Source organism: Pseudomonas sp. 3MA1, assembly GCF_029237275.1.
Taxonomy (GTDB): Bacteria; Pseudomonadota; Gammaproteobacteria; order Pseudomonadales; family Pseudomonadaceae; genus Aquipseudomonas; species Aquipseudomonas fluorescens_AP.
The window spans coordinates 701436-723376 of sequence record NZ_JAACFX010000002.1 but is presented as its reverse complement, the minus strand read 5'-3'; the positions used below and the strand labels follow the sequence as shown (position 1 = coordinate 723376).

Here is a 21941-nt window from a genome sequence, read left to right as displayed (position 1 = left end):
TTTGGCCTCTGCGACAATCGCGAATAATTCTCGTTAATTTAAACTTTTCGATGGGTGACCCCGGTTGTCGTCAGTCCAAAGCCCTCGCAATGAGCTGGTTGGTGCGTTGTATCGCGACCATCGCGGCTGGCTCCTGGCCTGGTTGCGGCGCAACGTGGCCTGCAGCCAGCGGGCCGAGGACCTGAGCCAGGACACCTTCGTCCGCCTGCTGGGTCGCGACGAGCTCAAGGCCCCCCGCGAGCCCAGGGCCTTTCTGCTGGCCATCGCCAAGGGCCTGCTGTTCGATCATTTCCGCCGCGCCGCCCTGGAACAGGCCTACCTCAACGAACTGATGCTGATCCCCGAAAGCGAGCAACCCTCGCCGGAGCAACAGCAACTGATCCTCGAAGACCTCAAGGCCATCGACCGCCTGCTGGGCAAACTCTCCAGCAAGGCGCGCATGGCCTTCCTCTATAACCGCCTCGACGGCCTGAGCCACGCCGAGATCGCCGCACGCCTCGGCGTCTCGGTGCCGCGGGTGCGCCAGTACCTGGCCCAAGGCATCCGCCAGTGCTACATCGCCCTGTACGGGGAGCCACTATGACACCCATCAGTTCCAAACCGGTGTCGGCCCGGGTGCTGGACGCCGCCATCGCCTGGCAACTGTCGCTGGATGGCGACGCCAGCGCGGTGGAGCGCGAAGAGTTCGCCAAATGGCATGCCGCCCACGAAGAACACGCCCGCGCCTGGCGCCAGCTGGGCATGCTCGACCAGCGCTTCAGCGTCGCCTCGGGGCCGGCGCGCAACGCCTTGCTGCAATCGCGCGAAGGCCTGCGCCGGCGGGTGCGCAAGCTGGGGCGTGGGGTCGCCAGTGTGGTGCTGGTGGCCGGGCTGGGGCTGTTGGCCGGGGAGCGTTACCTGCCGGTGGATTACTGGCTGGCCGACCAGCGCACCGCCACTGGCGAGCAGCGCACCCTGCACCTGAGCGACGGCACGCGGATCGACCTCAACACCCACAGTGCGCTGGATGTGCGCTTCGATGACCAGCAGCGGCGGATCGTGCTGCAGGAAGGCGAGATCCTCATCGAGACCGGGCACAACGACAGTCGCCCGTTCATCGTCGAAACCCGCGACGGGCGGATGCGCGCCCTGGGCACGCGGTTCCTGGTCCAGCGCGAGGACCAGGGCACCCGCCTCGGGGTGCTGCAATCGGCGGTGGCGGCGCGACCGCAAGCCGCTCAGGACGAACAGGTGTTCCAGCAAGGCCAGCAGGTGCTGATGCGCCGCGCCGGCCTGGACCCTTTGCCGAGCCTGACCCCGGGGGCCGATGCCTGGACCCGGGGCATGCTGGTGGTGGACAACATCCGCCTCGGCGACCTGATCGCCGAACTGGGTCGTTATCGCCGTGGTCACCTGGGCGTCGCCCCGGAAGTGGCCGACCTGCGCATTACCGGCAGCTTTCCGTTGCAGGACACCGACCTCGCGCTCAATGCCCTGCTGCCGACCCTGCCGGTGCAGATCGAGCGGCACACCGACTGGTGGGTAACCGTGACGGCCAAGGCCGACGCCAGGCGCTGAGGTCGGTGTCGCGACCTTCGCCGGCAAGCTGGCTCCTACACCGATCCCGTAGGCGCTGGCTTGCCAGCGAAGCGCCCGCCATCCATCTGAATCCAGATTTTTTTCAATCTGCCCTATCACTTTTCCAATCTCGTCCGGCACCTAGGCAATTGCGAAACATTTCCATTCAGGAGCCGCCCTATGTCCCGCTCGCTAGACACCCTGTTACGCCCCAGCCTGCTGGCTGTCGCCATCGCCTTCTGCGCCCCGCTGGCCAGCCAGGGCCTGATGGCCGCCGAGCAAGCGTCCAGCGTGCGCGCCTACGACCTGCCGGCCGCGCCCCTGGCCAGCACCCTGAACCAGATCGCCAGCCAGGCCGGCCTGGCCCTGAGCCTCGATCCGTCCCTGGCGGCGGGCAAGACCTCCGCTCCGGTCAAGGGCCAGTTCGATGCCCCAGGTGCCTTGCGTGAGGCCCTGCGCGGCACCGGTTTGCAGTTGCAACACAGCAGCGCCGGCAGCTACAGCCTGGTGGCAAGCACCGACGGCGTGGTCGCCCTGCCGGAAACCAACATCAGCGGCCAGCAGGCCGGCGAAAGTGCCTGGGGCCCGGCCGACGGTTACCTCGCCACGCGTACCGCCGCCGGCACCAAGACCGACACTGCGCTGGTCGAAGCGCCGCGCTCGATCTCCGTCGCCACCCGCCAGCAGATGGAAGACCGCAACGTGCAGAATCTCGACGACGCCGTGCGCTACATGCCCGGTATCGTCTCTGCCAGCTACGGCAGCGACACCCGCTATGACTGGATGCGGGTCCGTGGCTTCGAGCCCACCCAGTTCCTCGATGGCCTGCCCCTGCCCCGCGGCGTGTACGCCAACCCGAAAGCCGAAACCTGGAACCTCGACCGCCTGGCCCTGCTGCGCGGCCCGGCGTCCTCGGTGTATGGCCAGACCCCGCCGGGGGGCCTGCTGGACATGGTCAGCCGCCGTCCCAGCGCAGACACCAGCCATGCCGTGCAGATCCAGTACGGCAGCGACAACTACCGCCAGATCAACTTCGCCAGCACCGGCAAGATCGACGATCAAGGCCAGTTCCTCTACGGGCTAAGCGGCGTGGTGCGCGATGCCGGCACCCAGGTCGATCACATCGACAACAAGCGCTACAACATTGCCCCCAGCCTGACCTGGAACATCGATACCGACACCAGCCTGACCCTGCTGACCCAGTTCACCCGCGACGATACCGGGGCCACCAGCCAGTTCATGCCGATCCAGGGCACCAAGATCAAATCGCCCTTGGGCAAAGTCTCCCATCACAAGAACCTGGGCGACCCGGACTACGAGTTCTACGACCGCACCTACTACGCCCTGGGCTACGCCTTCGAGCACCGTTTCAACGATGTCTGGCAGTTTCGCCAGAACCTGCGCTACACCAAGTCGGAGCTGTCGTTCCAGCAGTTGACCATGGGCTCCTACGCCTACGCCCCGGCCGATGCGGCGGGCAACATCAGCCGTACCTCGACCAACGTCAACGAGGACATCGGCCAGTTCGCGGTCGACAACAACTTCCAGGCCAACTTCGCCACCGGCAACATCGACCACACGCTGCTGATCGGCCTGGATCACCAGCGCACCAGCACTTCGTACCTGTCGATTTATGGCGACGGGGGCAAAACCAATATCTTCAACCCGGTCTATGGCCAGCCGATCGTGCGCCCGGCGCGCGCCGGCGCTTATTACGACTACGACCAGAAAACCATCCAGACCGGCCTCTACGTCCAGGACCAGATGGCCCTGAACCAATGGCGCCTGACCCTGGGTGGCCGTGAGGACTGGGTGCACCAAGGCACCACCTACCTCAACAAGAAGGACGTGACCAACACTGATCGCAGCAAGAACTTCAGTGGCAATGCGGCGCTGAGCTATGTGTTCGACTCGGGGGTTGTGCCGTACATTTCCTACGCCGAATCCTTCCAGCCCGCGAGCAACGCCAGCGTTTCACCGACCGAATCGTATAAACCCACGGAAGGTAAACAGTGGGAGCTGGGCATCAAGTATCAACCGTCGGGTTCGAACACGCTGCTGAGTGCGGCGGTCTACGACCTGACCCAGAAGAATGTCCTGGTAACCAGCATCGGGGCAGGAGGCGAATCGATCACCAACCAGAGCGGCGAAGTGAAGGTCAAAGGCCTGGAGCTGGAAGCCGTGTCTGACGTGACCGAAAACCTCAAGGTCATTGCTGCGTACACCCTGGCCAAGTCCGAGGTACAAAAAGGCATCCACAAAGGCAACCGCCTGCAGCTGATGCCCAACCAGCAAGCCTCCCTGTGGACGGACTACACCTGGCACTCCGGCGTACTCGACGGTTTCGGCATCGGTGCCGGCGCCCGTTACACCGGCAATACCTATGGCGACCAGGCCAACACCTGGCTGGGCAAGGCTGACGCCTACACAGTCTTCGACGCCGCCGTGCATTACGACCTCGGTCGCCTGGACAACAGCCTCAAAGGGGCGTCGCTGAAACTCAACGCCAGCAACCTGTTCGACAAGGATTACCTGTCCACCTGCGATGGCTCCTACTGCTATTTCGGCGATCAGCGCAGCGTGGTCGCCAGCGCCACCTATCAATGGTAATCGGTTGAGTTAACCACCCGGCCGTCCGCCAAGGACGGCCGGGCCGTGTCTGAAGGCTAAGCAATGAAAAGCACGACCATCCGCCGCTGGTCCTTGATCCACACCTGGTCCAGCCTGATCTGCACGGTGTTTCTGCTGCTGCTCGCGCTCACCGGCCTGCCGCTGATCTTCCACCACGAGATCGACCACCTGCTGGGGGATGCCCCCGAGCTGCGGGAGCTGCCCGCAGGCACCCCGCACCTGGACCTGCAACAGCTGGTCCAGGCCGCCGAGGCCCATCGCCCCGGCGAGGTCATGCAGTACTTCGGCTGGGACGAAGACGAGCCCAACGGTGTGATGGCGATCATGGCCAAGACCGCCGGCACCGAACCCAATTCCTCCCACACCTTCATGCTCGACGCCCGCACCGGCGAAGCCGTGGCCATGCCCTCGGCCAATGGCGGGCTGATGATGGTCATGCTGCGCCTGCATGTGGATATGTTCGCCGGGCTGCCGGGCAAACTGCTGCTGGCCTTCATGGGCCTGCTGTTTGTGCTGGCGATCATCTCCGGCACGGTGCTGTACCTGCCGTTCATGCGCCGCCTGAAGTTCGCCACGGTGCGCCAGGACAAGTCCAGCCGCCTGCGCTGGCTCGACCTGCACAATCTGATCGGTGTGGTGACCCTGACCTGGGCCCTGGTGGTGGGCGTGACCGGGGTCATCAGCGCCTGCGCCGACCTGATCATCGCCGCCTGGCGCAACGACAGCCTCAGCTCCATGGTCGCGCCCTACCGCGACGCCCCGCCGCTGACCTCGCTGGCTCCGGCCAGCCGCCTGCTGGAGATCGCCCGGGAAGCCGCCCCGGGCATGCAACCGGACTTCATCGCCTTCCCCGGCACGCGCTTTTCCAGCGAGCACCACTACGCGGTGTTCCTCAAGGGCGGCAGCCACCTGACCTCGCACCTGCTGACCCCGGTGCTGATCGACGCCAGCAGCCTGCAGGTCACCGCCGTCGGCGAACGGCCCTGGTACATGGACGCCATGGGCATGTCCCAGCCCCTGCATTTCGGTGACTACGGCGGTATGCCGATGAAGCTGCTGTGGGCGGCGCTGGATGTGCTGACCATGATTGTCCTGGGCAGTGGCCTGTACCTGTGGACCGTCCGCCGCCGGGCCGGCAAGCCGACCCGGGAGGGGCGCCGATGAGGCCGCGGCAAGCCAGTTTCTGGAAGGTCTTCGGCGCGCCCCTGGCGCTTGGCCTGCTCTGCGCCGCCGGGTTGTTCGCCGCGCTGCTGGGGGACGGCGTCTGGGACAGCCTGAGCTGGCTGGGCCTGGGCCTACCGACGCTGATCGCCCTGCGCGGCCTGTTGCGGCGCCAGCCGCCGGCCTGAGCCCGGCGCCGGAAAGCCGCGCCACAGGTACATCGAAAGCCCGAGGCCGATCAGCATCACCGGAATGAACACGCGGTTTTCCTGAAACGCCTCGATGGCCACCAGCACGCTGAACAAGGCCAGCCCCAGTAACGGCACATAGCTGGCCGCCAGGCTCCAGCGCCACAGCTGGGTCACCGGGTCGGGGCCGCGCAGGCGCAGCAGCACGCAGACCAGGCCCGGCAGGGCCAGCGCCGGCAACGCCCAGTACCAGGCGATGTAGGCGAACGCCATGATCAGCTCCGGCTCACCCTCGCCCTTGCGGCGGAACTCGTACTGCAGGGCCAGGTACACCGCCAGTGCGCCCAGCAAGGTCAGGGCCAGGCTGTACAACCCGTGCAGAAGATAGGACCTGCGCATTCATCACTCCTTGTCGCTACTGTCGCTCGCCCCTGTGGCCCATGCCACCGGCTGCGCTAAGATCCCCGGGCTGCGAGACTTCCACCCGCGAGGAATATTCATGTCCACCCCAAGCATGACGCTGTTCCACAACCCGGCATCACCTTACGTGCGCAAAGTCATGGTGCTGCTGCATGAAACCGGGCAATTGAACCGGGTCGCCCTGCACGGCTGCCAACTGACCCCGGTCAGCCCGGACGCCGCCCTGAACCAGGACAACCCCCTGGGCAAGATTCCCGCCCTGCGCCTGGCCGACGGCCAGGTGCTGTACGACAGCCGGGTGATCCTCGATTACCTGGACCAGCAACACGTCGGCAACCCGCTGATCCCCCGCGACGGCTCGGCCCGCTGGCGGCGCCTGACCCTCGCGGCCCTGGCCGACGGGATCATGGACGCCTCGGTGCTGGTGCGCTACGAACTGGCCCTGCGCGCCCCGGAAAAACACTGGGAGCAGTGGCTCGACGGCCAGCGCGACAAGATCCGCCGCGCCCTGGCGGTGCTGGAAGCCGAGGCGATTGCCGAACTGGCCAGCCACTTCGATGTGGCCGCCATCAGCGTCGCCTGCGCCCTGGGTTACCTGGACTTCCGCCACCCCGATCTGGAGTGGCGCCAGGACCAGCCGCAACTGGCCGCCTGGTACTTGGAAGTCAGCCAGCGGCCATCGATGCTGGCGACCCGGCCGCCGGTCTAATCGGTCAGACGCTCCGGCCTGTTCGCCGGCAAGCCGGCTCCTGCCGCACGGGGAGCAGCTTGCTGGCGCACCCGCCACCACGCCTCCGGTGGAAACAACTGGCCAATCCGCTGCGTCAGGCACTCGCGCTGACGCTGATCTTCGCGCAACCCCAGCGACCTACTCATGGACGGCCTCCAGGTCGAACTGCAGGGGCGCCGGCTGCTTGCGCTGGCCTAGGCCATACCAGTCCAGCTTGCGGGTCAGCACCATGAACACGCCCAAAAGGCCGAACAGCAACAGCGAGCCCATCAGCAGCGCGTAGTCCTCGGCGCTGAGCAGGCCATACAGCAAGCCGTACAAGGCCGCCAGCGAGAGCGCGAACACTGCGCCATTACGCCAGCTGTGCAGCACATGGCTGACATAGAAGCCGATCAGGCCGACACAGGCCGTCGCCGACACGCCATAGGCCAGCTCGAACCCCAGGTGTTCCGACAGCGACAGCAGCAACAGGTAGAAGAACGCCAGCGCCACGCCCACCAGGCCGTACTGGATCGGGTGCACCGACAGGCTCTTGAGCACCTCGAAGAGAAAGAACCCGGCAAAGGTCAGGCCGATGAACAGCAGGGCGTATTTGATCGCCCGGTCGCTCTTCAGGTACTGGTCCACCGGGTCGATGAAGCTCACGCCAAAGCTGCGGCTGTTGAAGTCCTGGCATTGGCTGCTGTAGGCGCAGCGCTCCATGGCCTGCTCCAGGTTGGTGGAGAAGAACGAGGTCTGCCAGATCGCCGAAAAGCCCTGCTCGGTGACTTCACGCTGCACCGGCAGGTAGTTGCCGACAAAGCTCGGATGGGGCCAGTTGGCCGTCAGCAGCACCTTGCTGGTCTTGCCCACCGGCAGCACCTGCAACTGGCCGGTGCCCTGCAGGCGCAGGTCGAAGGCGAAGTCCAGGCGGGTGCTCTTCTTCAGATCCAGGGGCGGCAGCATCACGTGCACGCCTTCGTCCAGCCAACTGACAAAGGTGCCCGGGGCAAAGTCCAGGGTCTGGCCATTGAGCTGCAGTTGCAGGGCGTTTTCGATGCCGCGGATATCGCTGATGCCCACCGCCAGGAACGGCTGGTCGAACTGGTAATCAGCGAAGTCCTCCTTGATGCCGTACTGCTCGGGCACGGCGAAATGGCCGCTGAGGTGGTTGTCGGCGTGGAACAGCCGCGCCTCGTAGATCCCCCGGGCACGCAGCTCGGTCTGGGCCTTGCTGTCCAGCTCGAAATGCTCCGGCAGGAAGAACAGCCGCCCCTGTTGCTCGCTGGTTTCCTGGTAGCGCTTCTTGGTCTTGTCGTCGGTTTTCCAGGTGCGCACGGTCTTGCGGTAGTCCACCACAAGCACCGGGCCGCTGATCTGCTGCTGGGTACTGGAGCTGCGGGCGATGTCTTCGAGCACGCCGTCGCGCAGGCTCTGGCGCTCGCTGATCAGGCCGCTGATCATCAGCAGCGGTATCAGCAACAGCAGGATCAACAGGCCAATGGCCCCGAGTTTGAAGGTCAGGTTACGGTTCATGAGGCTCTCCCAATTGCAATGAGAGAGAGTCTGGAACGCGGCCATGGGGGTTTTATGGGGGCAATGTGGAGACTCTGTGGAGAATCCCCGTTCAGGGCAGGCGCAAAGTCACCTGCACCCCGCCCGGGACGTTTTCGATGTGCATCTGGCCGCCATGCAGCTGCACCACCTCTTCGACGAAATTCAGCCCCAGGCCGGTGCTCTTGCGCCCGCTGTCCGGGCGCGGCAGGGAATAGAAACGCTCGCACAGGCGCGGCAGGGCGTAGTCCGGAATCGGCTCGCCCTGGTTGAACAGCACCAGCTCAACGCCCTCCTCCACAGCGTGCGCGCTGCAACGCAGCAGACCGCCTGCGGGGCTGAAGTCCAGGGCGTTGGTCAGCAGGTTGCCCAGGGCCTGGCGCAGCAGGAACGGCTCGCCGGACCAGGCCAGGTCCGCCGGCACCCGCAGTTCCACCTGCAACTGCTTGCCTTCGATACGCCCGTGCTGGCTGTTCAGCAGTTCCTTGCACAATGGCGCCAGGGGTACATGCACCCGTTCTTCCAGGCCCTGGCGCTGCTCCACTTGTGCAAGATTCAACAGGCGCTCGATCAACTGCTGCATGCGCGAGCTTTCGCTGTCGATATTGCCGACGAAGCGCTGGCGCTGCTCCAGGGGCATCTCGCTCTGCAACAGCTCCGCCGCCCCACGAATCGCCGCCAGCGGGCTCTTGAGTTCGTGGGTCAGGGTGTGCACGTAGCGCTCGACATAGGCCTTGCCTTCGAGCTGGGTGCGCATGTGTTCCACCGCCGTCGCCAGTTGCTCCAGCTCGCCACCGCGATAGTGCGGCAGCTCGGCGCGGCGCCCTTCACTGACCGCCAGGGCATAGGCGGTTATGCGCCGCAACGCCGCGCTCAGCCACCAGGACAGCAAGGCGCCAAACAGCAGGCCCATGGCGATCAGCCCGGCGCCGTACCACAGCAGGCGGCGTTCGGTGCGGTCGACATAGGGCTGCAGGGAACTGTTGGGCTTGGCCACGGTGACCACGCCGATGATCTGGCCGTTGTCGCGGATCGGCGCGCCCACGTGCATCACCGAGGAGTTGGGATCGTCGGCCAGCGAGCGCGACGAACGCGCGCCATATTGGCCGCGCAGGGTCAGGTACACGTCATTCCAGCGCGAATAATCCTGGCCCACCGCCAGGCCGCTGGAGTCCAGGACCACGATGCCCTTGGCGTCGGTGACATAAATGCGGTGGTTGACCTGATTCTTCGGCAGGCCCCAGATGGTCGCCGCCGGTTGCCGCTCGCCGTAGGCCCGCAGCAGCTGCGGCCAGCGGTTCTCGCTGAGGGTGCCGGCCTTGAAATCGTCCCGCAGGATCTCCGCCAGCAGGTTGGCGGTGTCCACCAGGGTTTCCTCGGTGGACTGGCGCACGCCGGGGCGGATCTCCTTCATCACCGTGCTCAGCACGAAATAGCCGGTCAGGCTGATGAACAGCAAATAGACCAGGAAGATGCGGATGCCCAAGGTCATCAGGCGTGGCTCGGGCTGTAGCTGTAGCCCAGGCCGCGATGGGTCTGAATCGGCTCGGCCTCGGCCGCCACCAGGCGCAGCTTGGCCCGCAGGCTTTTGATGTGGCTGTCGATATTGCGCTCGTAGCCCACATCCGCCACCACCCCCAGGGCGTCCAGCAACTGCTCGCGGCTGAACACCCGCTCGGGCTGTTCCAGCAGGCATTGCAGCAGGCGGAATTCGTGGCGGGTCAGGCTCAGGGGCTGGGCCCGGTAGCTGATCTGCACCCGCTCCGGGTCGATGACAAACAGCGCCGGGGCCGCCTCGGGCGCGGTGCGTGGAGTCATGCGCTTGAGGATCGCCTTGACCCGCGCCGCCACTTCCCGGGGGCTGAAGGGCTTGACCACATAATCGTCGGCGCCGATCTCCAGGCCCACCACCCGGTCGATCTCACCGTCCCGGGCGCTGAGGAACATCACCGGCACTTCGCTGAAGCGCCGCAGCTGCTTGCAGGTTTCAAAGCCGCTGATATCCGGCAGGCCGATATCGAGGATGATCAGGTCCGCCGGAGTCGCCTGCTGATAGTCCAGGGCCGCACGCCCCAGGCTCAGCCAGGTGGTGGTGAAACCTTCGCCTTGCAGGGCAAAGATCAGGGTGTCGGCAATCGCCGCTTCGTCTTCGACAATCAGGATATGGGGCATGGCATCCAAGCGCGCAAATTCAGTGGGCGAACGGTGCCGGATGCCCGGTATCCCGTCAATCAGCAGTCGGGCTTGTCGGCGGTATAGCGCCGCGCCGGGTTCACCGCCGCGCCGAACTCCCGCAGCGCCTTGGCGCCGATCAGCAGCGGGTAGTTGAAGCTGCTGCGGTCGGTGAGGTTGACCTCCACCGTGCGCTTGACGTTGCCTAGGCACATCTCCAGCTCCACCACCGGGCGCTTGGCCGACTGCGGTTCTTCGGCCTCGTCGCCCTCGTCGGCGCGGCTCTTGATCTTGCTGATGCGCGCCACCTTGTGTTCATAGACCTTGTTCCCGGCATCCTTGGTGGCCAGGCGGAAACGCACCCAATCCTCGCCATCGCGGGTAAAGGTCTGGATATCCCTGGCCGACAGCGACGCGGTCAGGGCCCCGGTGTCCATCTTGGCCTGCAGGGTTTCGCCGATTTCCGGCAGGCGAATGTATTCGTAACGGCCATACAGGGTCGGCTCGGCGGCCATCACCGGCAGCGCCAACAGCGAAACAAGAGCAAGGACAGATTTCACGACAGTGGATTCCTTGAAAGAAGGGCAGCGGGATTTTAGACCGCTGCCAACGAATTGGTTCGGATAAAGGCAGCTGCAAGCCTCAAGCCTCAAGCCTCAAGCCTCAAGCCTCAAGCCTCAAGCTTGGAGCTTGGAGCTTGGAGCTTGGAGCTTGGAGCTTGCCGCTTGCAGCTTGCAGCTTGCCAATTGGCGTACCCGCCGAAGCTGCTTATCATGGCGCGCTCAAAAGATTGTAAAGAGTGCCTTATGCGCCGCCTGCTCACCGGCTGTTTCGTCACCCTGCTCCTGCTGCTCAACACCCTGGTGCTGTTCGGCCCGCTGATGGTGTTTGCCCTGCTCAAGCTGGTCCTGCCCGGACGTCTGCGCGATTACGCTTCGGGGGCGGTGATGTGGATCGCCGAGACCTGGGCCGAAATCGACAAGCTGATCTTCGCCTGCTGCATCCCGACCCGCTGGGACATTCGCGGCGGCGACGGCCTGCGGGTCGACACCTCCTACCTGGTGGTGAGCAACCACCAGTCCTGGGTCGACATCCCGGCGCTGATCCAGACCCTCAACCGGCGCACGCCGTTCTTCAAGTTCTTCCTCAAGAAGGAACTGATCTGGGTGCCGTTCCTGGGCCTGGCCTGGTGGGCTCTGGACTACCCCTTCATGAAGCGCTACAGCAAGGCGTTCCTGGCCAAGCACCCGGAACTGCAAGGCAAGGACCTGGAAATCACCAAGGCCGCCTGCGAGCTGTTCAAGCGCCAGCCGGTGACCGTGGTCAACTACCTGGAAGGCACCCGCTTCACCCCGGCCAAGCGCCAGCAACAGAACTCACCCTTCCAGCACCTGCTCAAGCCCAAGGCCGGTGGCGTGGCCTTCGTCCTCGCGGCCCTGGGCGAACAGCTGGACGCGGTGCTGGACGTGACCGTGGTCTATCCCCAAGAACGCATTCCCGGCTTCTGGGACCTGATCAGCGGCAGCGTGCCCAAGGTGATCATCGACATTCGCACCCGCGAACTGGACCCGGCGCTGTGGCACGGCGATTACGAAAACGACCCGGCGTTCCGCCAGCAGGTACAGGACTGGGTCAACCGGCTGTGGACCGACAAGGACCAGCGCATCAGCGAATTGCTGGGCGAACGCCGCTGATCAATCGATGATCACATGGGGCAGGAAGCGACTGCTGTCCTTGGTGATCGGCGAGTTGTCCTCGCGAATGCCAATCCCCGCCGGCTGATCGCCGATCACCCAACTGCCAATCACCGTGTGGTTGCCGGCAAACACCGGCAGCGGGTGAAACTGCTGGCGGATGCAGGGCCCGCCATAGGGCCCAGCTTCGATCAGGCGCTCACCGCCCTCGGTGCAGATCTCCACATTGGCGCCCTCTCGGGAAAAGAACGGCTTGCGCACCCAACCCGGGCCCAGGCGGGCAGTGGGGTCATCGTCGATAAACGCCGGCAGCAGGTTCGGGTGCCCTGCATGCCGCTCCCATAACAGCGCCATGGCGCCCTTGTTGGAGAGGATCGCCTTCCACGGCGGCTCGACAAATTGCGTGCCGCTGCCGGCAATCGCCGGACCAAAGGCTTCGTTGAACAGATGCTCCCAGGGATAGAGCTTGAACAGGCTGTCGATGGGCATCTCCAGCAGGTCGACGAAACGCCCGCCGGCATTCAGGCCGATGTCCTCGATGGCAATCAGGCGCGTGCCCAGGCCAGCCTGACGGGCGATATCGCGCAGGTATTCGACGGTGCCACGGTCCTCCAGCGAATCGCGCACCGAGGCAAAGTGCATCGGCGACTTGAAACCGCCCTGGACGAAGGCCTGCAGCAGTTTGTCCTCGATGCTGTTGAACTGATCGCAGCCCGCCGGCAGTTGTCCGCGCTGCATCTGCTGTTCGAGCCAGACGTACTGGAAGAAGCTCGCCTCGTACAGCGAGGTCGGCGTGTCGTAGTTGGTTTCCAGCAACTTGGCCGGGCCCATGCCGTCGTAGCACAGGTCCATGCGCCCGTAGAGATGGGGATCGCCCTGCTTCCACGATTGGCGGATCAATTCGTGAAAGGCCGCAGGGATCGCCAGGCGCTGCAGCAGCTCTTCGCTGTCCACCACTTCGGCCACCAGGGCCATGCACAGCTCGTGCAGTTCCTGGGTCGGGTCTTCCAGGTCGTCTTCGATCTGCCGCAGGCTGAAGCGGTAATAGGCCGACTCGTCCCAGTACGGCTCGCCGTCGAAGGTGTGGAAAGCAAAGCCCAACTGCTCCGCCGTGGCCTGCCAATCCGCGCGCGGGGTGCTGGCGATGCGCTTCAAGAACCGAAGCTCCAGCTGCTGCGACTGGAGGAGCCGAAACCGCCACGGCTGACCACCTCATGAGCCCCGGCCAGGGGATTACCGCTGCTGGTGAAATGTTCCGGCAGGGACATGCCGAAACGCCCACCGTTGGCGTGAAAAAAGGTCCTGCCGTTCTCCACCTGCTGGCTGAGGGTGCTCAGTTGAGAGCCGCCGCGACCGTCACGCTCCTTGTACAGCGCCTCGCTGAAATAGCGCGACTCGGGCGTGGAGTCCAGGCCGATCCAGCGCCAGAAGCTGGAACCCGAACGGGCACCACCACCACCACCACCACCACCACCACCACCACCACCACCACCACCACCACCACCACCACCAGAGCTGCTGGAACTGCTGGAGCTGGCCTGCTCGGGTTGCTCGTCCTCGGGCTGGACCGGCACCGTGCGCTGGGTGGTCAGGGCGACGCCCTTGGCAATCGGCACGTAGGCGCGGTTGTCACTGGAAACCATGCAGTTGCCCGCGAAGAAGTCGTCTTCACAGCGTTGCAGGTCGAGATAACGCGGCGCTATCAGCTCTCCACGCTCGCGGGCATCATCGAAAGCGCCCTGGCAGATCGCGGACGGAACCTGCGCCAGCACGCAATCGCGAACGCTGCTGAAATGCTGGGTCTGGCGCACTTCCCGGGTTGCCTGGGGCTGACCGTCACAGGCGGCCAGGGCGAACGGCACGCTGCCCAACAGCACCAGGCGCACGCTTTTACTGCGTTTCATGCCGGCGCCCTCAGACCGATGGGGTCATGCAGGCCGCATTCAGCAGGCCGACACCGACAGACACCGAAGCCACCAGGATCGCCGCGGAATTTTCCTGGTTGGCGATGCGCTGGGACAGCCCCTTGAGGGTCAGGCTGACCACCAGGAACGTGAGCAATTGCACCACCGCGGCGATACCGGCCCAGAGCAGGAAATCGATGATCGAAATGGAATGGGAAATCGCACTGGCCACCGGAATGGCAAAGCCCAGCAAGGCGCCGGACAGGGCGATGGAAGCGGCACTGTTGCCCTGGCGGATCAGGGCGAATTCGTTATAGGGGGTCAGGCGCGTGTAGATGAACGCGTAGAGGGCAAACACCAGGGCGGCGCCCAGCATGTAGAGCATGAAACCGAGCACCGCATCGGCGGGCAAAGACATCTTCAGTGCATCCATGAACATCGCGTTCGAGCTTCCTTGGAAAACGGGGCGCGAGATATAGCACAGGCCGGATTGGGCGAAAACTCCGGGAAAGGTAAAGGCGAGTGTTTCAACCTTCAGGAAAAGCCCCGACGCGCCCGGCGCCGGGGCTGCAGGGCGTTACTTGGCCACGCCCCAGATGCCGCTCAGGCTTTGCAGCAATGAACCGCCGACGCCCTGCTGGCCCAGGTACTGCAGGATCAGCGGGGCAAACTGGCCGATCATGCCGCTGTCCATGCCCAGGGCGCCAAAGGCGTTGTTCAGGTCATTGGTGTCCTTGACGTTGCCCAGGGCGCTGTCCAGGCCGGCGGTTTTGCCGGAAGACTGACCGAGCAGGCCACCCAAGGCGCCCAGGCTGCCCAGGGCGTTGCTGCCCGAGAGCTGGTCAATGCCCGGCACGCTTTTGCTCAGTTGCGAATAGTCCGAACCGCTGAGTTGATTCTTCGCCAGGCCGAGCATGGCGCCAGTGCCGCCGATGGCTTGCTCGGGGGTGACATTGAGTTGCGCCAGGGTGCCCAGCAGACCGGCAGTCTGGGAGGTCGGCGCGGCAGCGGCAGCCTTGTCGCCGCCCTGCATGCCGGCAATGGCGTTGGCCGCATCGTTCAGGCTGAAACCGCCGGCCAGAGCCGAACCGGCTGCCAGGGTCATCAGGGTAGCCAGGGCGAAACCGCGTGGAATATTCATCGAAACAACCTCATGGGGCGGGAAACCGTCCGGACTCGGGCGGCGGGAAAACAGTCTTTTGACTCAAACCGCCGGCGAATGTTCCAGCGCCTGCCCTGCCGTCCGGCGCCTGCATCCAGGCCCGCCGCTGCTGCGTATATCGTCCACGAGCGCCACCCGGGCTCCGGCATGAGGCAGCAGGACGTGAATGGAACAACCGCACACCCTGGACTAATCTCTGGCTGCGTCAGTCGGCGCCTGTCGCTGGCCCTTGTCCCCGTTCCTGCCAGGAGAATCGCCATTTCGAGCCTCGACCCCGATCAGCTGCGGCACCTGCTGGCCCAGTGTTCACTGGGCGACCGCCGGGCCTTCGAAACCCTCTATCGCATGGTTGCCCCACGTCTGCACGGCGTCGCCCTGCGCTTCATGGGCCGCCGCGATCTGGCCGAGGAAGTGCTGCAGGAAAGCTTCGTGCGCATCTGGAACAACGCCGTGCGCTACCAGCCGCACCTGTCCGCGCCCCTGACCTGGATGGTCAACATCACCCGCAACCAGGCCATCGACCAGTTGCGCAAACACCGCGAACGGCCCCTGGGCGAACTCGAAGAACAACAGCTGGAGGATCAAAGCCCTTCGGCCCACGACCAGCTGGACAGCGCCCGCTCCGCCCGGGCCCTGAACCGCTGCCTGGACAGCCTCGACGGCATGCAGCGCCAATCCATCACCGTGGCCTACTTCCAGGGTCTGTCCTGCTCGGAGCTGGCCGAACACCTGGCCGCGCCCCTGGGCTCGGTCAAATCCTGGATTCGTCGGGGCATGGAACGCCTGCGCCGGTGCCTTGAATCATGAACTATCAAACCCCAGAACGCCGGCGCGCCCTGGCCGCCGACTACGCCATCGGCCTGATGCAGGGCGCCGCGCGCCGGCGCTTCGAAATGCTCCTGCTGGACGACGCGGCCCTGCGCGAAGAACTGGCGCGGTGGCAGGAAAGCCTTGCCAGCCTGACCGAAGCCATCCCCGAGCAAGCAGTACCGGAACAGGTGTGGCAAGACATCCAGGCGCGCATCCAGCCCCAGGTCCTGCACTTGCCGAAGAAGAACCCGCTGTGGATGCGCCTGCGCCTGGCGCTTGCCGCCTGCGCCGTGCTGGCGACCCTGTACATCGGTTTTATCCAGCAGAGCGATCAGGTGCGCTACAGCGCCACCCTGCTCAGCGCCGACCAGCAACCGGCGCTGCGGATCAAGGCCCACGCCCAGTACCTGCAAGTCGAGCCCCTGACCCTGGCCGCCATCGGCCTGGACCGCAGCCTGGAACTCTGGGCGATTCCTGCCGACGGCAAACCTATTTCCCTCGGCGTAGTGCCGGTGGGCGGCCAAGGCAAGATCAACCTGAGCCCGGCCCAACGCGAACTGCTGGGCACCCCGATCGCCCTGGCCGTGAGCCTGGAACCCCACGGCGGCTCACCTACCGGCCAGCCCACCGGGCCGGTGTTGTACCAGGGGCAATTGGCAGCGCTCTGACGGCCGCCTTCGCCGGCAAGCCGGCTCCTACAAGGCCCGACTTGTGTAGGAGCGGGCTTGCCAGCGAAGCCGCCAGCGCTAAACTCCCCGGCCCCCACACCTTTCGGCGCCTGCTGTGAAACCATTCCCCATCAGAGCGGCCCTCTGCGGCTGCATCGCCCTGGCCCTGAGCATCCCCCTCATCATCTGGACCCTGGGCCGCCCCATCGACAGCAGCCACTGCTCGGACACGGTCCCAGGCCCCCTGAGCGAGTTCATCAGCCAGTACTTCCGTGAGACAAACGGCGCCCACTGGCAAGAGGAAATCAACTCACTGATCATTCTCGGAATCCCGGAGGCCCAGGCCCTGGCTCGCCAGTCCCCGGCCCACTATTGCGACGCCCTGAACCTGCTGGAAAACCCGCAACGCGCGCCCACGGAAAAATTCCATACCGCGGTGCTGATGCTCTCGCTGCCCATCGACTACTACCTGGACCTCATGGACCGCAGCCACCAGCTGTATCAGCGCGGGCTCATCGACCGATCAGTCCTCAGCATGGTGCTGATGCCAAGAGGCACGGCGCTGAACTACTGGTGGCTGCCCCAGTGGCGCTCGCGTTTCCAGCGGGATGCGCCGGGGCTTTTTAGCGATGACCAGATGAGGGAGATCCTGCGGGGAGAACACTGGTTCGACTACCCGGGCCGGGGTTATTGATCGAGCCGGACTCACAAGCAACGAGAAGCCCGCCAATAGGCGGGCTTTTCAGTCGGCATGAACTATCTGAACAATTCGGCATGGCTGCCCAGGTCGACAAAGGTCACAAGACCGGCTCGGGCCACGTCATAAATCAGCAGAAAATCGCCACCGATATGACACTCCCTGAAACCGTCCCACTCCCCCTTCAGCGCATGATCGAGATACTGCGCCGGTAGCGGCTCCCCCAGGAACAGCAGCACCATGACCTTGCGCACTTCGTGCATGTCGCGACGCCCCGCGCGCTGATAGCGCTCCCAGGACTTTTTAAACTCCGGCGTTTGTGCGCATTGCCTGGGCCGCTCAGCGCGCTTTGGGTTCCTCTCCGGCTTCGCCATCAGCATCCCTCAACATGTCGTCAATCGAGTCGTACTGACGACGAATCTCCCGCGCCTGCGCCATGGCACGAGCGGTTTTCTCCGATGGGACACGCACTTCGAAAGGCAATCCCTGCACGGCCACAACCTGACGCAGGAACAGGCGCATGGCCTCACTGAGGCTCAGCCCACAGGCTTCCAGCACAGCAGTAGCACTCACCTTCAAGTCCTCGTCTATGCGGCAACGCACGTCAGTGGTTTTCAGTAATGCAGCCAAGGTATCACCTCTATTGGTTATTTGTAGCTACATTGTCGCTACGTTTTTCCATTCTGCGAGGTCGACTCTTTGCGGTCAACCGATTTCAGTGGACCGGCCTCGTGGACAGCGCCTCGTGCACGTTCAGCGACGCCACAGCGGACGAAACCTTCTGCAAGACATCCACCCCCCAGCGCCTTGCTGCCTCACGCACCAGCGGCTTATAGTCCGCCGGTCGCTCAAATAGCGACCGGGTTTGGCGACCCGACGAACTACGGTCAGAAGCGTCCTGCTTTGTTGGCAGGACGTTCTGCACCCGCAACGTTGCCGTTATGGCAGCTGTGCGTGGGAGACCTTCGGGTCTGCCGGTTCCGTGTGTTCCCGGTTCGCCAACCTGCGTACAGCTGCCACCCATCGTTTGGCGACGAATCCGTGGCGGTTCTCACTGAACTGCGGAGAACTTTCCATGAACCGTTACATGCCGATCACCGGCCACGACTGCAATATCCCCTCCCTACTGATCGATACTCAGGCGCCACTGGATGTGCTCCATGAAGCCGCCGCCTTCCGTATCCGCGCCGTGACCCAGGTGCTGGAGCAACTGGCCTTGAGCGATGCCCTGGGCAGGGACCCGGTACTGGCCCAGGAGCTGGCACAGCTCTGCGCCATTCCCCTGCGCGATGGCTGCGACCTGATGGATGTGCTGGGACGGCGCTTGCGCGCCACGCTGATCGCCTGATTGAAAGCGGCCGCTGTGGCGAGGGAGCTTGCTCCCGCTCGGCCGCGCAGCGGTCGTAAAACCTGAATCCGCGACTCGACTGGCACAACCGTGTCGCACCCCATCGGGAGCAAGCTCCCTCGCTACAAAAGAAAAAAACGCCGCCTTCTCGGCTAGAGAAGGCGGCGTTTTTTGTTGCTGACGGTCCTCAGGCAGCGCTGAACAGCTTGTGCGGGTCGATGACGAATTTCTTCGGCACGCCGGCATCGAACTCGCCATAGCCGCGCGGGGCGTCGTCGAGGCTGATGACTTGCACGCCCACCACTTCGGCGATGTTGATGCGGTCCCACATGATGGCCTGCATCAGTTGGCGGTTGTACTTCATCACCGGGGTCTGGCCGGTGTGGAAGCTGTGGGACTTGGCCCAGCCCAGGCCGAAGCGGATGCTCAGGCTGCCCATCTTCGCCGCGGCGTCCACCGCGCCCGGGTCTTCGGTGACGTAGAGGCCGGGAATACCGATCTTGCCCGCCACCCGTACCACGCCCATCAGCGAGTTGAGCACGGTGGCCGGGGCTTCGTGCTGGGCACCGGCATGGCCGTGGCCACGGGCTTCGAAGCCCACGGCGTCCACCGCACAGTCGACTTCCGGTTCGCCCAGCAGGGCGGCGATCTGTTCGTGCAGCGGGGTGTCCTTGGACAGGTCGGCAATTTCAAACCCCTGGGCCTTGGCGTGGGCCAGGCGCACCGGGTTGACGTCACCGACGATCACCACCGCCGCCCCCAGCAGGCGCGCAGACGCGGCGGCCGCCAGGCCGACCGGGCCGGCCCCGGCCACATAAACGCTGCTGCCCGGGCCAACGCCGGCCGTCACCGCGCCGTGATAACCGGTGGGCAGGATGTCGGAGAGGCAGGTCAGGTCGCGGATCTTCTCCATGGCCTTGTCGCGATCCGGCAGTTTCAGCAGGTTGAAGTCGGCGTAAGGCACCAGCACGTACTCGGCCTGGCCGCCGGTCCAGTCGCCCATGTCGACGTAGCCGTAGGCGCCACCGGCACGGGCCGGGTTGACGGTCAGGCAGACCCCGGTGTGTTGCTCCTTGCAGGAACGGCAGCGCCCGCACGCCACGTTGAACGGCACCGACACCAGATCACCGATCTTCAGGTTCTCGACGTCGCTGCCCTTCTCGATCACTTCGCCAGTGATTTCATGACCCAGGACCAGGCCTACCTGGGCGGTGGTACGGCCGCGGACCATGTGTTGGTCCGAACCGCAGATGTTGGTGGAGACTACGCGCAGGATGACGCCGTGCTCGATCTTCCTGCCGCGCGGGTCCTGCATTTTTGGATAGTCGATTTTCTGTACCTCGACCTTGCCGCTGCCCAGATACACGACACCACGATTACCAGACATGCTTTCACCTCGCTGTTGTTGTTATGGAACCGCGTTACCCAAAGGGGGAAACACGTGGATTGCTCGGGTACGGATGCTGTTTCGTTTTCAAAATCGCTTCGCGAGCAAGCTCGCTCCCACACGGCGTGCCCCCTGTAGGAGCGAGCTTGCTCGCGAAGGGCTGCGCAGCAGCCCCAATAATCATCAGAGCACCACCGTGCGATTGCCGTTCAAGAACACCCGCCGTTCGATGTGATACCCCACCGCCCGAGCCAGGGTCAGGCCTTCAATGTCACGCCCCTTGGCGATCAGGTCTTCGGGGTAGTAACTGTGGTCCACCACCTCCACGCCCTGGGCGATGATCGGGCCTTCGTCCAGGTCGTTGTTGATGTAGTGCGCGGTGGCGCCCACCAGTTTCACCCCCTTGTTGTAGGCCTGGTGATAAGGCTTGGCGCCCTTGAAGCCCGGCAGCAGCGAGTGGTGGATATTGATCGCCTTGCCATCGAGCTTGCGGCACAGCTCCGGCGACAGCACTTGCATGTAGCGGGCAAGGATCACCAGTTCAGCGCCGGAGTCCTCGATCACCTGCCACACCTGACGCTCCTGGGACGGCTTGTCGTTGGGATCGAGGGGGAAGTGGTGGTAGGGAATCTGGTGCCAGTCGGCCAGGGGCTTGAGGTCCGGGTGGTTGGACACCACCGCCACCACGTCCATGGGCAACTGGCCGATGCGCTGGCGGTAGAGCAGGTCGTTGAGGCAGTGATCGGCCTTGGAGACCATGATCACCACCTTCGGCCGGTAGTTGGGCGCGGTCAGTTCGAAGTTCATGGCGAAGGCTTTGGCGCGCTCGGCCAGCCCCTGGCGAAAGCCCTGCTCGTCGAGGCCGTCGGGCTGGCGGAACTCCACACGGATGAAGAAGCGCCCCGAGAGCCGGTCATCGAAGGAGTGGTGCTCGGTGACGTAGCAGCCCTGCTCGAACAGAAAGCGGGTCACCGCGTCCACCGTGCCGAGCACGCTGGGGCAGTCGGCGGTGAGAATCCAGGTATCGGGGGCGCGGCTCATTCAATAGGCTCCTGTTGATGACGGCACTGTAGCCGCTGCCGAAGGCTGCGATCGGCCCCGCAGGGGACGGCTCTTCGAGCCTTGTCGCAGCCCGCGGCAGCGGCCACAGGGTTAGGGTTCAGGCCTGGACGCTCAGGCCGTATTCGGCGGCCGCATCCTGCAGCCACATCCACCAGTAATCGGAAAAACTGCGGCGCACCAACAGCTCCCAGGTGTCTTCGCCGGTGCGGCGGATCACCAGCTGCGACTTGGCGAACACCGTGCCCACCGCCTTGCCCACCGGGAAGTTGTTGGGGTGCACGTCGTAGCTGGTGGACTTCATCAGCACCTGGCGCACGTTGGGGCCGGACAGTTCAAGAATCTGCTGGCCGCCGCTGACGTTGACGATCTGGATATGCAGGTCGCCCAGGGCCGCCCGCAGGTTCTGCTCGGCGGCGAATTCTTCGCCGCTGGGCACGATCAGCAGCCACTCATCCGGGCCCAGCCATTGCAGGCTGGTTTCACCCTTGACCACCACGCTCAGGGCACCCGGCAATTCGATGCCCAGGGCCTTGTGCACGCCGGCGGCGAAGGCCGGGTCGTGGCCGTCGCCACGGATCATCAGGTGACCGAGAAGTTTTTTCTCGCGCAGGATCACCCCGGCGTTCTTGCGGCCCTTGCCCACCAGGCTCGGCAGGTCGGCGTGGTGCAAGGGCGACTCGGCCTTGGCCCCGGTGGTGGGGCGCTGTTGGTAAACGTTGACTGCGGTCATGGAGCACCTGTCCTTTATTCTGTGGTCCGGTTCCGGTTGCCGCTGCCGGAGGCTGCGGTCGTATGAGAACCGGGCGCAAGCTTTTGC

The 21941-nt window shown here is 64.6% G+C and carries 25 protein-coding genes; 11 read left to right on the top strand and 14 right to left on the bottom strand.

The annotated features are described in order from the left end of the window. Positions 1 to 64: 64 nt before the first annotated feature. The 5 genes from GWQ44_RS08490 (at position 65) to GWQ44_RS08470 (ending at position 5537) form a co-directional block, all read left to right on the top strand. Positions 65 to 583: an RNA polymerase sigma factor gene (locus tag GWQ44_RS08490; RefSeq protein ID WP_016964736.1), complete on the top strand. Its 519-nt coding sequence runs from the start codon at positions 65 to 67 to the stop codon at positions 581 to 583. Then, positions 580 to 1557, top strand: coding sequence for a FecR family protein (locus GWQ44_RS08485; protein WP_016964735.1), 978 nt, complete (start codon positions 580 to 582; stop codon positions 1555 to 1557). The genes GWQ44_RS08490 and GWQ44_RS08485 overlap by 4 nt, the downstream gene beginning before the upstream one ends. Positions 1558 to 1737: 180 nt before the next feature. Continuing rightward, entirely contained in the window at positions 1738 to 4167 is a 2430-nt protein-coding gene (locus GWQ44_RS08480; RefSeq protein ID WP_275927032.1) for a TonB-dependent siderophore receptor, read from the top strand. 63 nt (positions 4168 to 4230) lie between these two features. Beyond that, positions 4231 to 5352, top strand: a complete 1122-nt coding sequence (locus GWQ44_RS08475; protein ID WP_275927031.1) for a PepSY domain-containing protein — start codon at positions 4231 to 4233, stop codon at positions 5350 to 5352. Further along, the gene (locus tag GWQ44_RS08470; protein WP_085057486.1) at positions 5349 to 5537 is read left to right on the top strand and encodes a hypothetical protein; all 189 of its coding nucleotides are present in this window, start codon (positions 5349 to 5351) and stop codon (positions 5535 to 5537) included. The genes GWQ44_RS08475 and GWQ44_RS08470 overlap by 4 nt, the downstream gene beginning before the upstream one ends. On the opposite strand, the gene GWQ44_RS08465 is transcribed toward GWQ44_RS08470, so the two are convergent. Continuing rightward, entirely contained in the window at positions 5484 to 5936 is a 453-nt protein-coding gene (locus tag GWQ44_RS08465) for a hypothetical protein (protein ID WP_047306395.1), read from the bottom strand. The genes GWQ44_RS08470 and GWQ44_RS08465 overlap by 54 nt on opposite strands. Before the next feature lie 100 nt (positions 5937 to 6036). On the opposite strand from GWQ44_RS08465, the gene GWQ44_RS08460 reads away from it, so the two are divergent. Next, positions 6037 to 6666 carry a glutathione S-transferase N-terminal domain-containing protein gene (locus tag GWQ44_RS08460; protein ID WP_047306396.1) on the top strand — a complete coding sequence of 210 codons (630 nt, stop codon included), beginning with the start codon at positions 6037 to 6039 and terminating at the stop codon, positions 6664 to 6666. A gap of 159 nt (positions 6667 to 6825) precedes the next feature. On the opposite strand, the gene creD is transcribed toward GWQ44_RS08460, so the two are convergent. The 4 genes from creD to GWQ44_RS08440 all read right to left on the bottom strand — a co-directional run bounded on the left by creD (position 6826) and on the right by GWQ44_RS08440 (position 10952). Further along, complete coding sequence (gene creD / locus GWQ44_RS08455; RefSeq protein WP_275927030.1) at positions 6826 to 8202, bottom strand: cell envelope integrity protein CreD; 1377 nt, start codon at positions 8200 to 8202, stop codon at positions 6826 to 6828. 91 nt (positions 8203 to 8293) lie between these two features. Further along, on the bottom strand, positions 8294 to 9712 hold the full coding sequence (creC, locus tag GWQ44_RS08450) for a two-component system sensor histidine kinase CreC (RefSeq protein ID WP_275927029.1): 1419 nt from the start codon (positions 9710 to 9712) through the stop codon (positions 8294 to 8296). Then, complete coding sequence (gene creB, locus GWQ44_RS08445; RefSeq protein ID WP_275927028.1) at positions 9712 to 10392, bottom strand: two-component system response regulator CreB; 681 nt, start codon at positions 10390 to 10392, stop codon at positions 9712 to 9714. The genes creC and creB overlap by 1 nt, the downstream gene beginning before the upstream one ends. 59 nt (positions 10393 to 10451) lie before the next feature. Continuing rightward, positions 10452 to 10952, bottom strand: coding sequence for an ATP-dependent zinc protease (locus GWQ44_RS08440; protein ID WP_016963060.1), 501 nt, complete (start codon positions 10950 to 10952; stop codon positions 10452 to 10454). 246 nt (positions 10953 to 11198) lie between these two features. On the opposite strand from GWQ44_RS08440, the gene GWQ44_RS08435 reads away from it, so the two are divergent. Beyond that, positions 11199 to 12086, top strand: coding sequence for an acyltransferase (locus GWQ44_RS08435; protein WP_275927027.1), 888 nt, complete (start codon positions 11199 to 11201; stop codon positions 12084 to 12086). Here the strand turns inward: GWQ44_RS08435 and GWQ44_RS08430 are convergent, their stop codons facing one another. From GWQ44_RS08430 to GWQ44_RS08415, 4 genes are all read right to left on the bottom strand, one after another. Continuing rightward, positions 12087 to 13241, bottom strand: a complete 1155-nt coding sequence (locus GWQ44_RS08430) for a glutathionylspermidine synthase family protein (RefSeq protein ID WP_275927026.1) — start codon at positions 13239 to 13241, stop codon at positions 12087 to 12089. Continuing rightward, positions 13238 to 13990, bottom strand: coding sequence for a DUF1190 domain-containing protein (locus GWQ44_RS08425; protein WP_275927025.1), 753 nt, complete (start codon positions 13988 to 13990; stop codon positions 13238 to 13240). Before GWQ44_RS08425 ends, GWQ44_RS08430 begins: the two co-directional genes overlap by 4 nt. 10 nt (positions 13991 to 14000) lie before the next feature. Further along, positions 14001 to 14429, bottom strand: coding sequence for a DUF350 domain-containing protein (locus GWQ44_RS08420; protein WP_016963056.1), 429 nt, complete (start codon positions 14427 to 14429; stop codon positions 14001 to 14003). A gap of 138 nt (positions 14430 to 14567) precedes the next feature. Beyond that, entirely contained in the window at positions 14568 to 15131 is a 564-nt protein-coding gene (locus GWQ44_RS08415; protein WP_016963055.1) for a DUF2780 domain-containing protein, read from the bottom strand. A gap of 183 nt (positions 15132 to 15314) precedes the next feature. On the opposite strand from GWQ44_RS08415, the gene GWQ44_RS08410 reads away from it, so the two are divergent. The 3 genes from GWQ44_RS08410 (at position 15315) to GWQ44_RS08400 (ending at position 17324) form a co-directional block, all read left to right on the top strand. Beyond that, complete coding sequence (locus GWQ44_RS08410) at positions 15315 to 15959, top strand: sigma-70 family RNA polymerase sigma factor (RefSeq protein ID WP_016963054.1); 645 nt, start codon at positions 15315 to 15317, stop codon at positions 15957 to 15959. Beyond that, the gene (locus tag GWQ44_RS08405) at positions 15956 to 16630 is read left to right on the top strand and encodes an anti-sigma factor (RefSeq protein ID WP_275927024.1); all 675 of its coding nucleotides are present in this window, start codon (positions 15956 to 15958) and stop codon (positions 16628 to 16630) included. The genes GWQ44_RS08410 and GWQ44_RS08405 overlap by 4 nt, the downstream gene beginning before the upstream one ends. 115 nt (positions 16631 to 16745) lie before the next feature. Beyond that, positions 16746 to 17324: a hypothetical protein gene (locus GWQ44_RS08400; RefSeq protein WP_275927023.1), complete on the top strand. Its 579-nt coding sequence runs from the start codon at positions 16746 to 16748 to the stop codon at positions 17322 to 17324. Positions 17325 to 17386: 62 nt separating this feature from the next. Here GWQ44_RS08400 and GWQ44_RS08395 read toward each other — a convergent pair whose 3' ends face one another. Next, entirely contained in the window at positions 17387 to 17701 is a 315-nt protein-coding gene (locus GWQ44_RS08395) for a type II toxin-antitoxin system YafQ family toxin (protein WP_275927022.1), read from the bottom strand. Next, positions 17667 to 17957: a type II toxin-antitoxin system RelB/DinJ family antitoxin gene (locus GWQ44_RS08390; RefSeq protein ID WP_092309097.1), complete on the bottom strand. Its 291-nt coding sequence runs from the start codon at positions 17955 to 17957 to the stop codon at positions 17667 to 17669. The genes GWQ44_RS08395 and GWQ44_RS08390 overlap by 35 nt, the downstream gene beginning before the upstream one ends. A 445-nt stretch (positions 17958 to 18402) precedes the next feature. Here GWQ44_RS08390 and GWQ44_RS08385 point away from each other — a divergent pair, with 445 nt between their 5' ends. Beyond that, a complete protein-coding gene (locus tag GWQ44_RS08385) occupies positions 18403 to 18675 on the top strand; it encodes a hypothetical protein (protein WP_016963050.1) in 273 nt (90 codons plus the stop codon). 187 nt (positions 18676 to 18862) lie between these two features. On the opposite strand, the gene fdhA is transcribed toward GWQ44_RS08385, so the two are convergent. The 3 genes from fdhA to soxG all read right to left on the bottom strand — a co-directional run bounded on the left by fdhA (position 18863) and on the right by soxG (position 21854). Continuing rightward, positions 18863 to 20062, bottom strand: a complete 1200-nt coding sequence (gene fdhA, locus GWQ44_RS08380; protein ID WP_047306414.1) for a formaldehyde dehydrogenase, glutathione-independent — start codon at positions 20060 to 20062, stop codon at positions 18863 to 18865. A gap of 183 nt (positions 20063 to 20245) precedes the next feature. Next, positions 20246 to 21103, bottom strand: a complete 858-nt coding sequence (gene purU, locus GWQ44_RS08375; protein WP_047289633.1) for a formyltetrahydrofolate deformylase — start codon at positions 21101 to 21103, stop codon at positions 20246 to 20248. A 118-nt stretch (positions 21104 to 21221) separates the two neighbouring features. Then, the gene (soxG, locus tag GWQ44_RS08370) at positions 21222 to 21854 is read right to left on the bottom strand and encodes a sarcosine oxidase subunit gamma family protein (protein WP_275927021.1); all 633 of its coding nucleotides are present in this window, start codon (positions 21852 to 21854) and stop codon (positions 21222 to 21224) included. Positions 21855 to 21941: the final 87 nt, after the last annotated feature.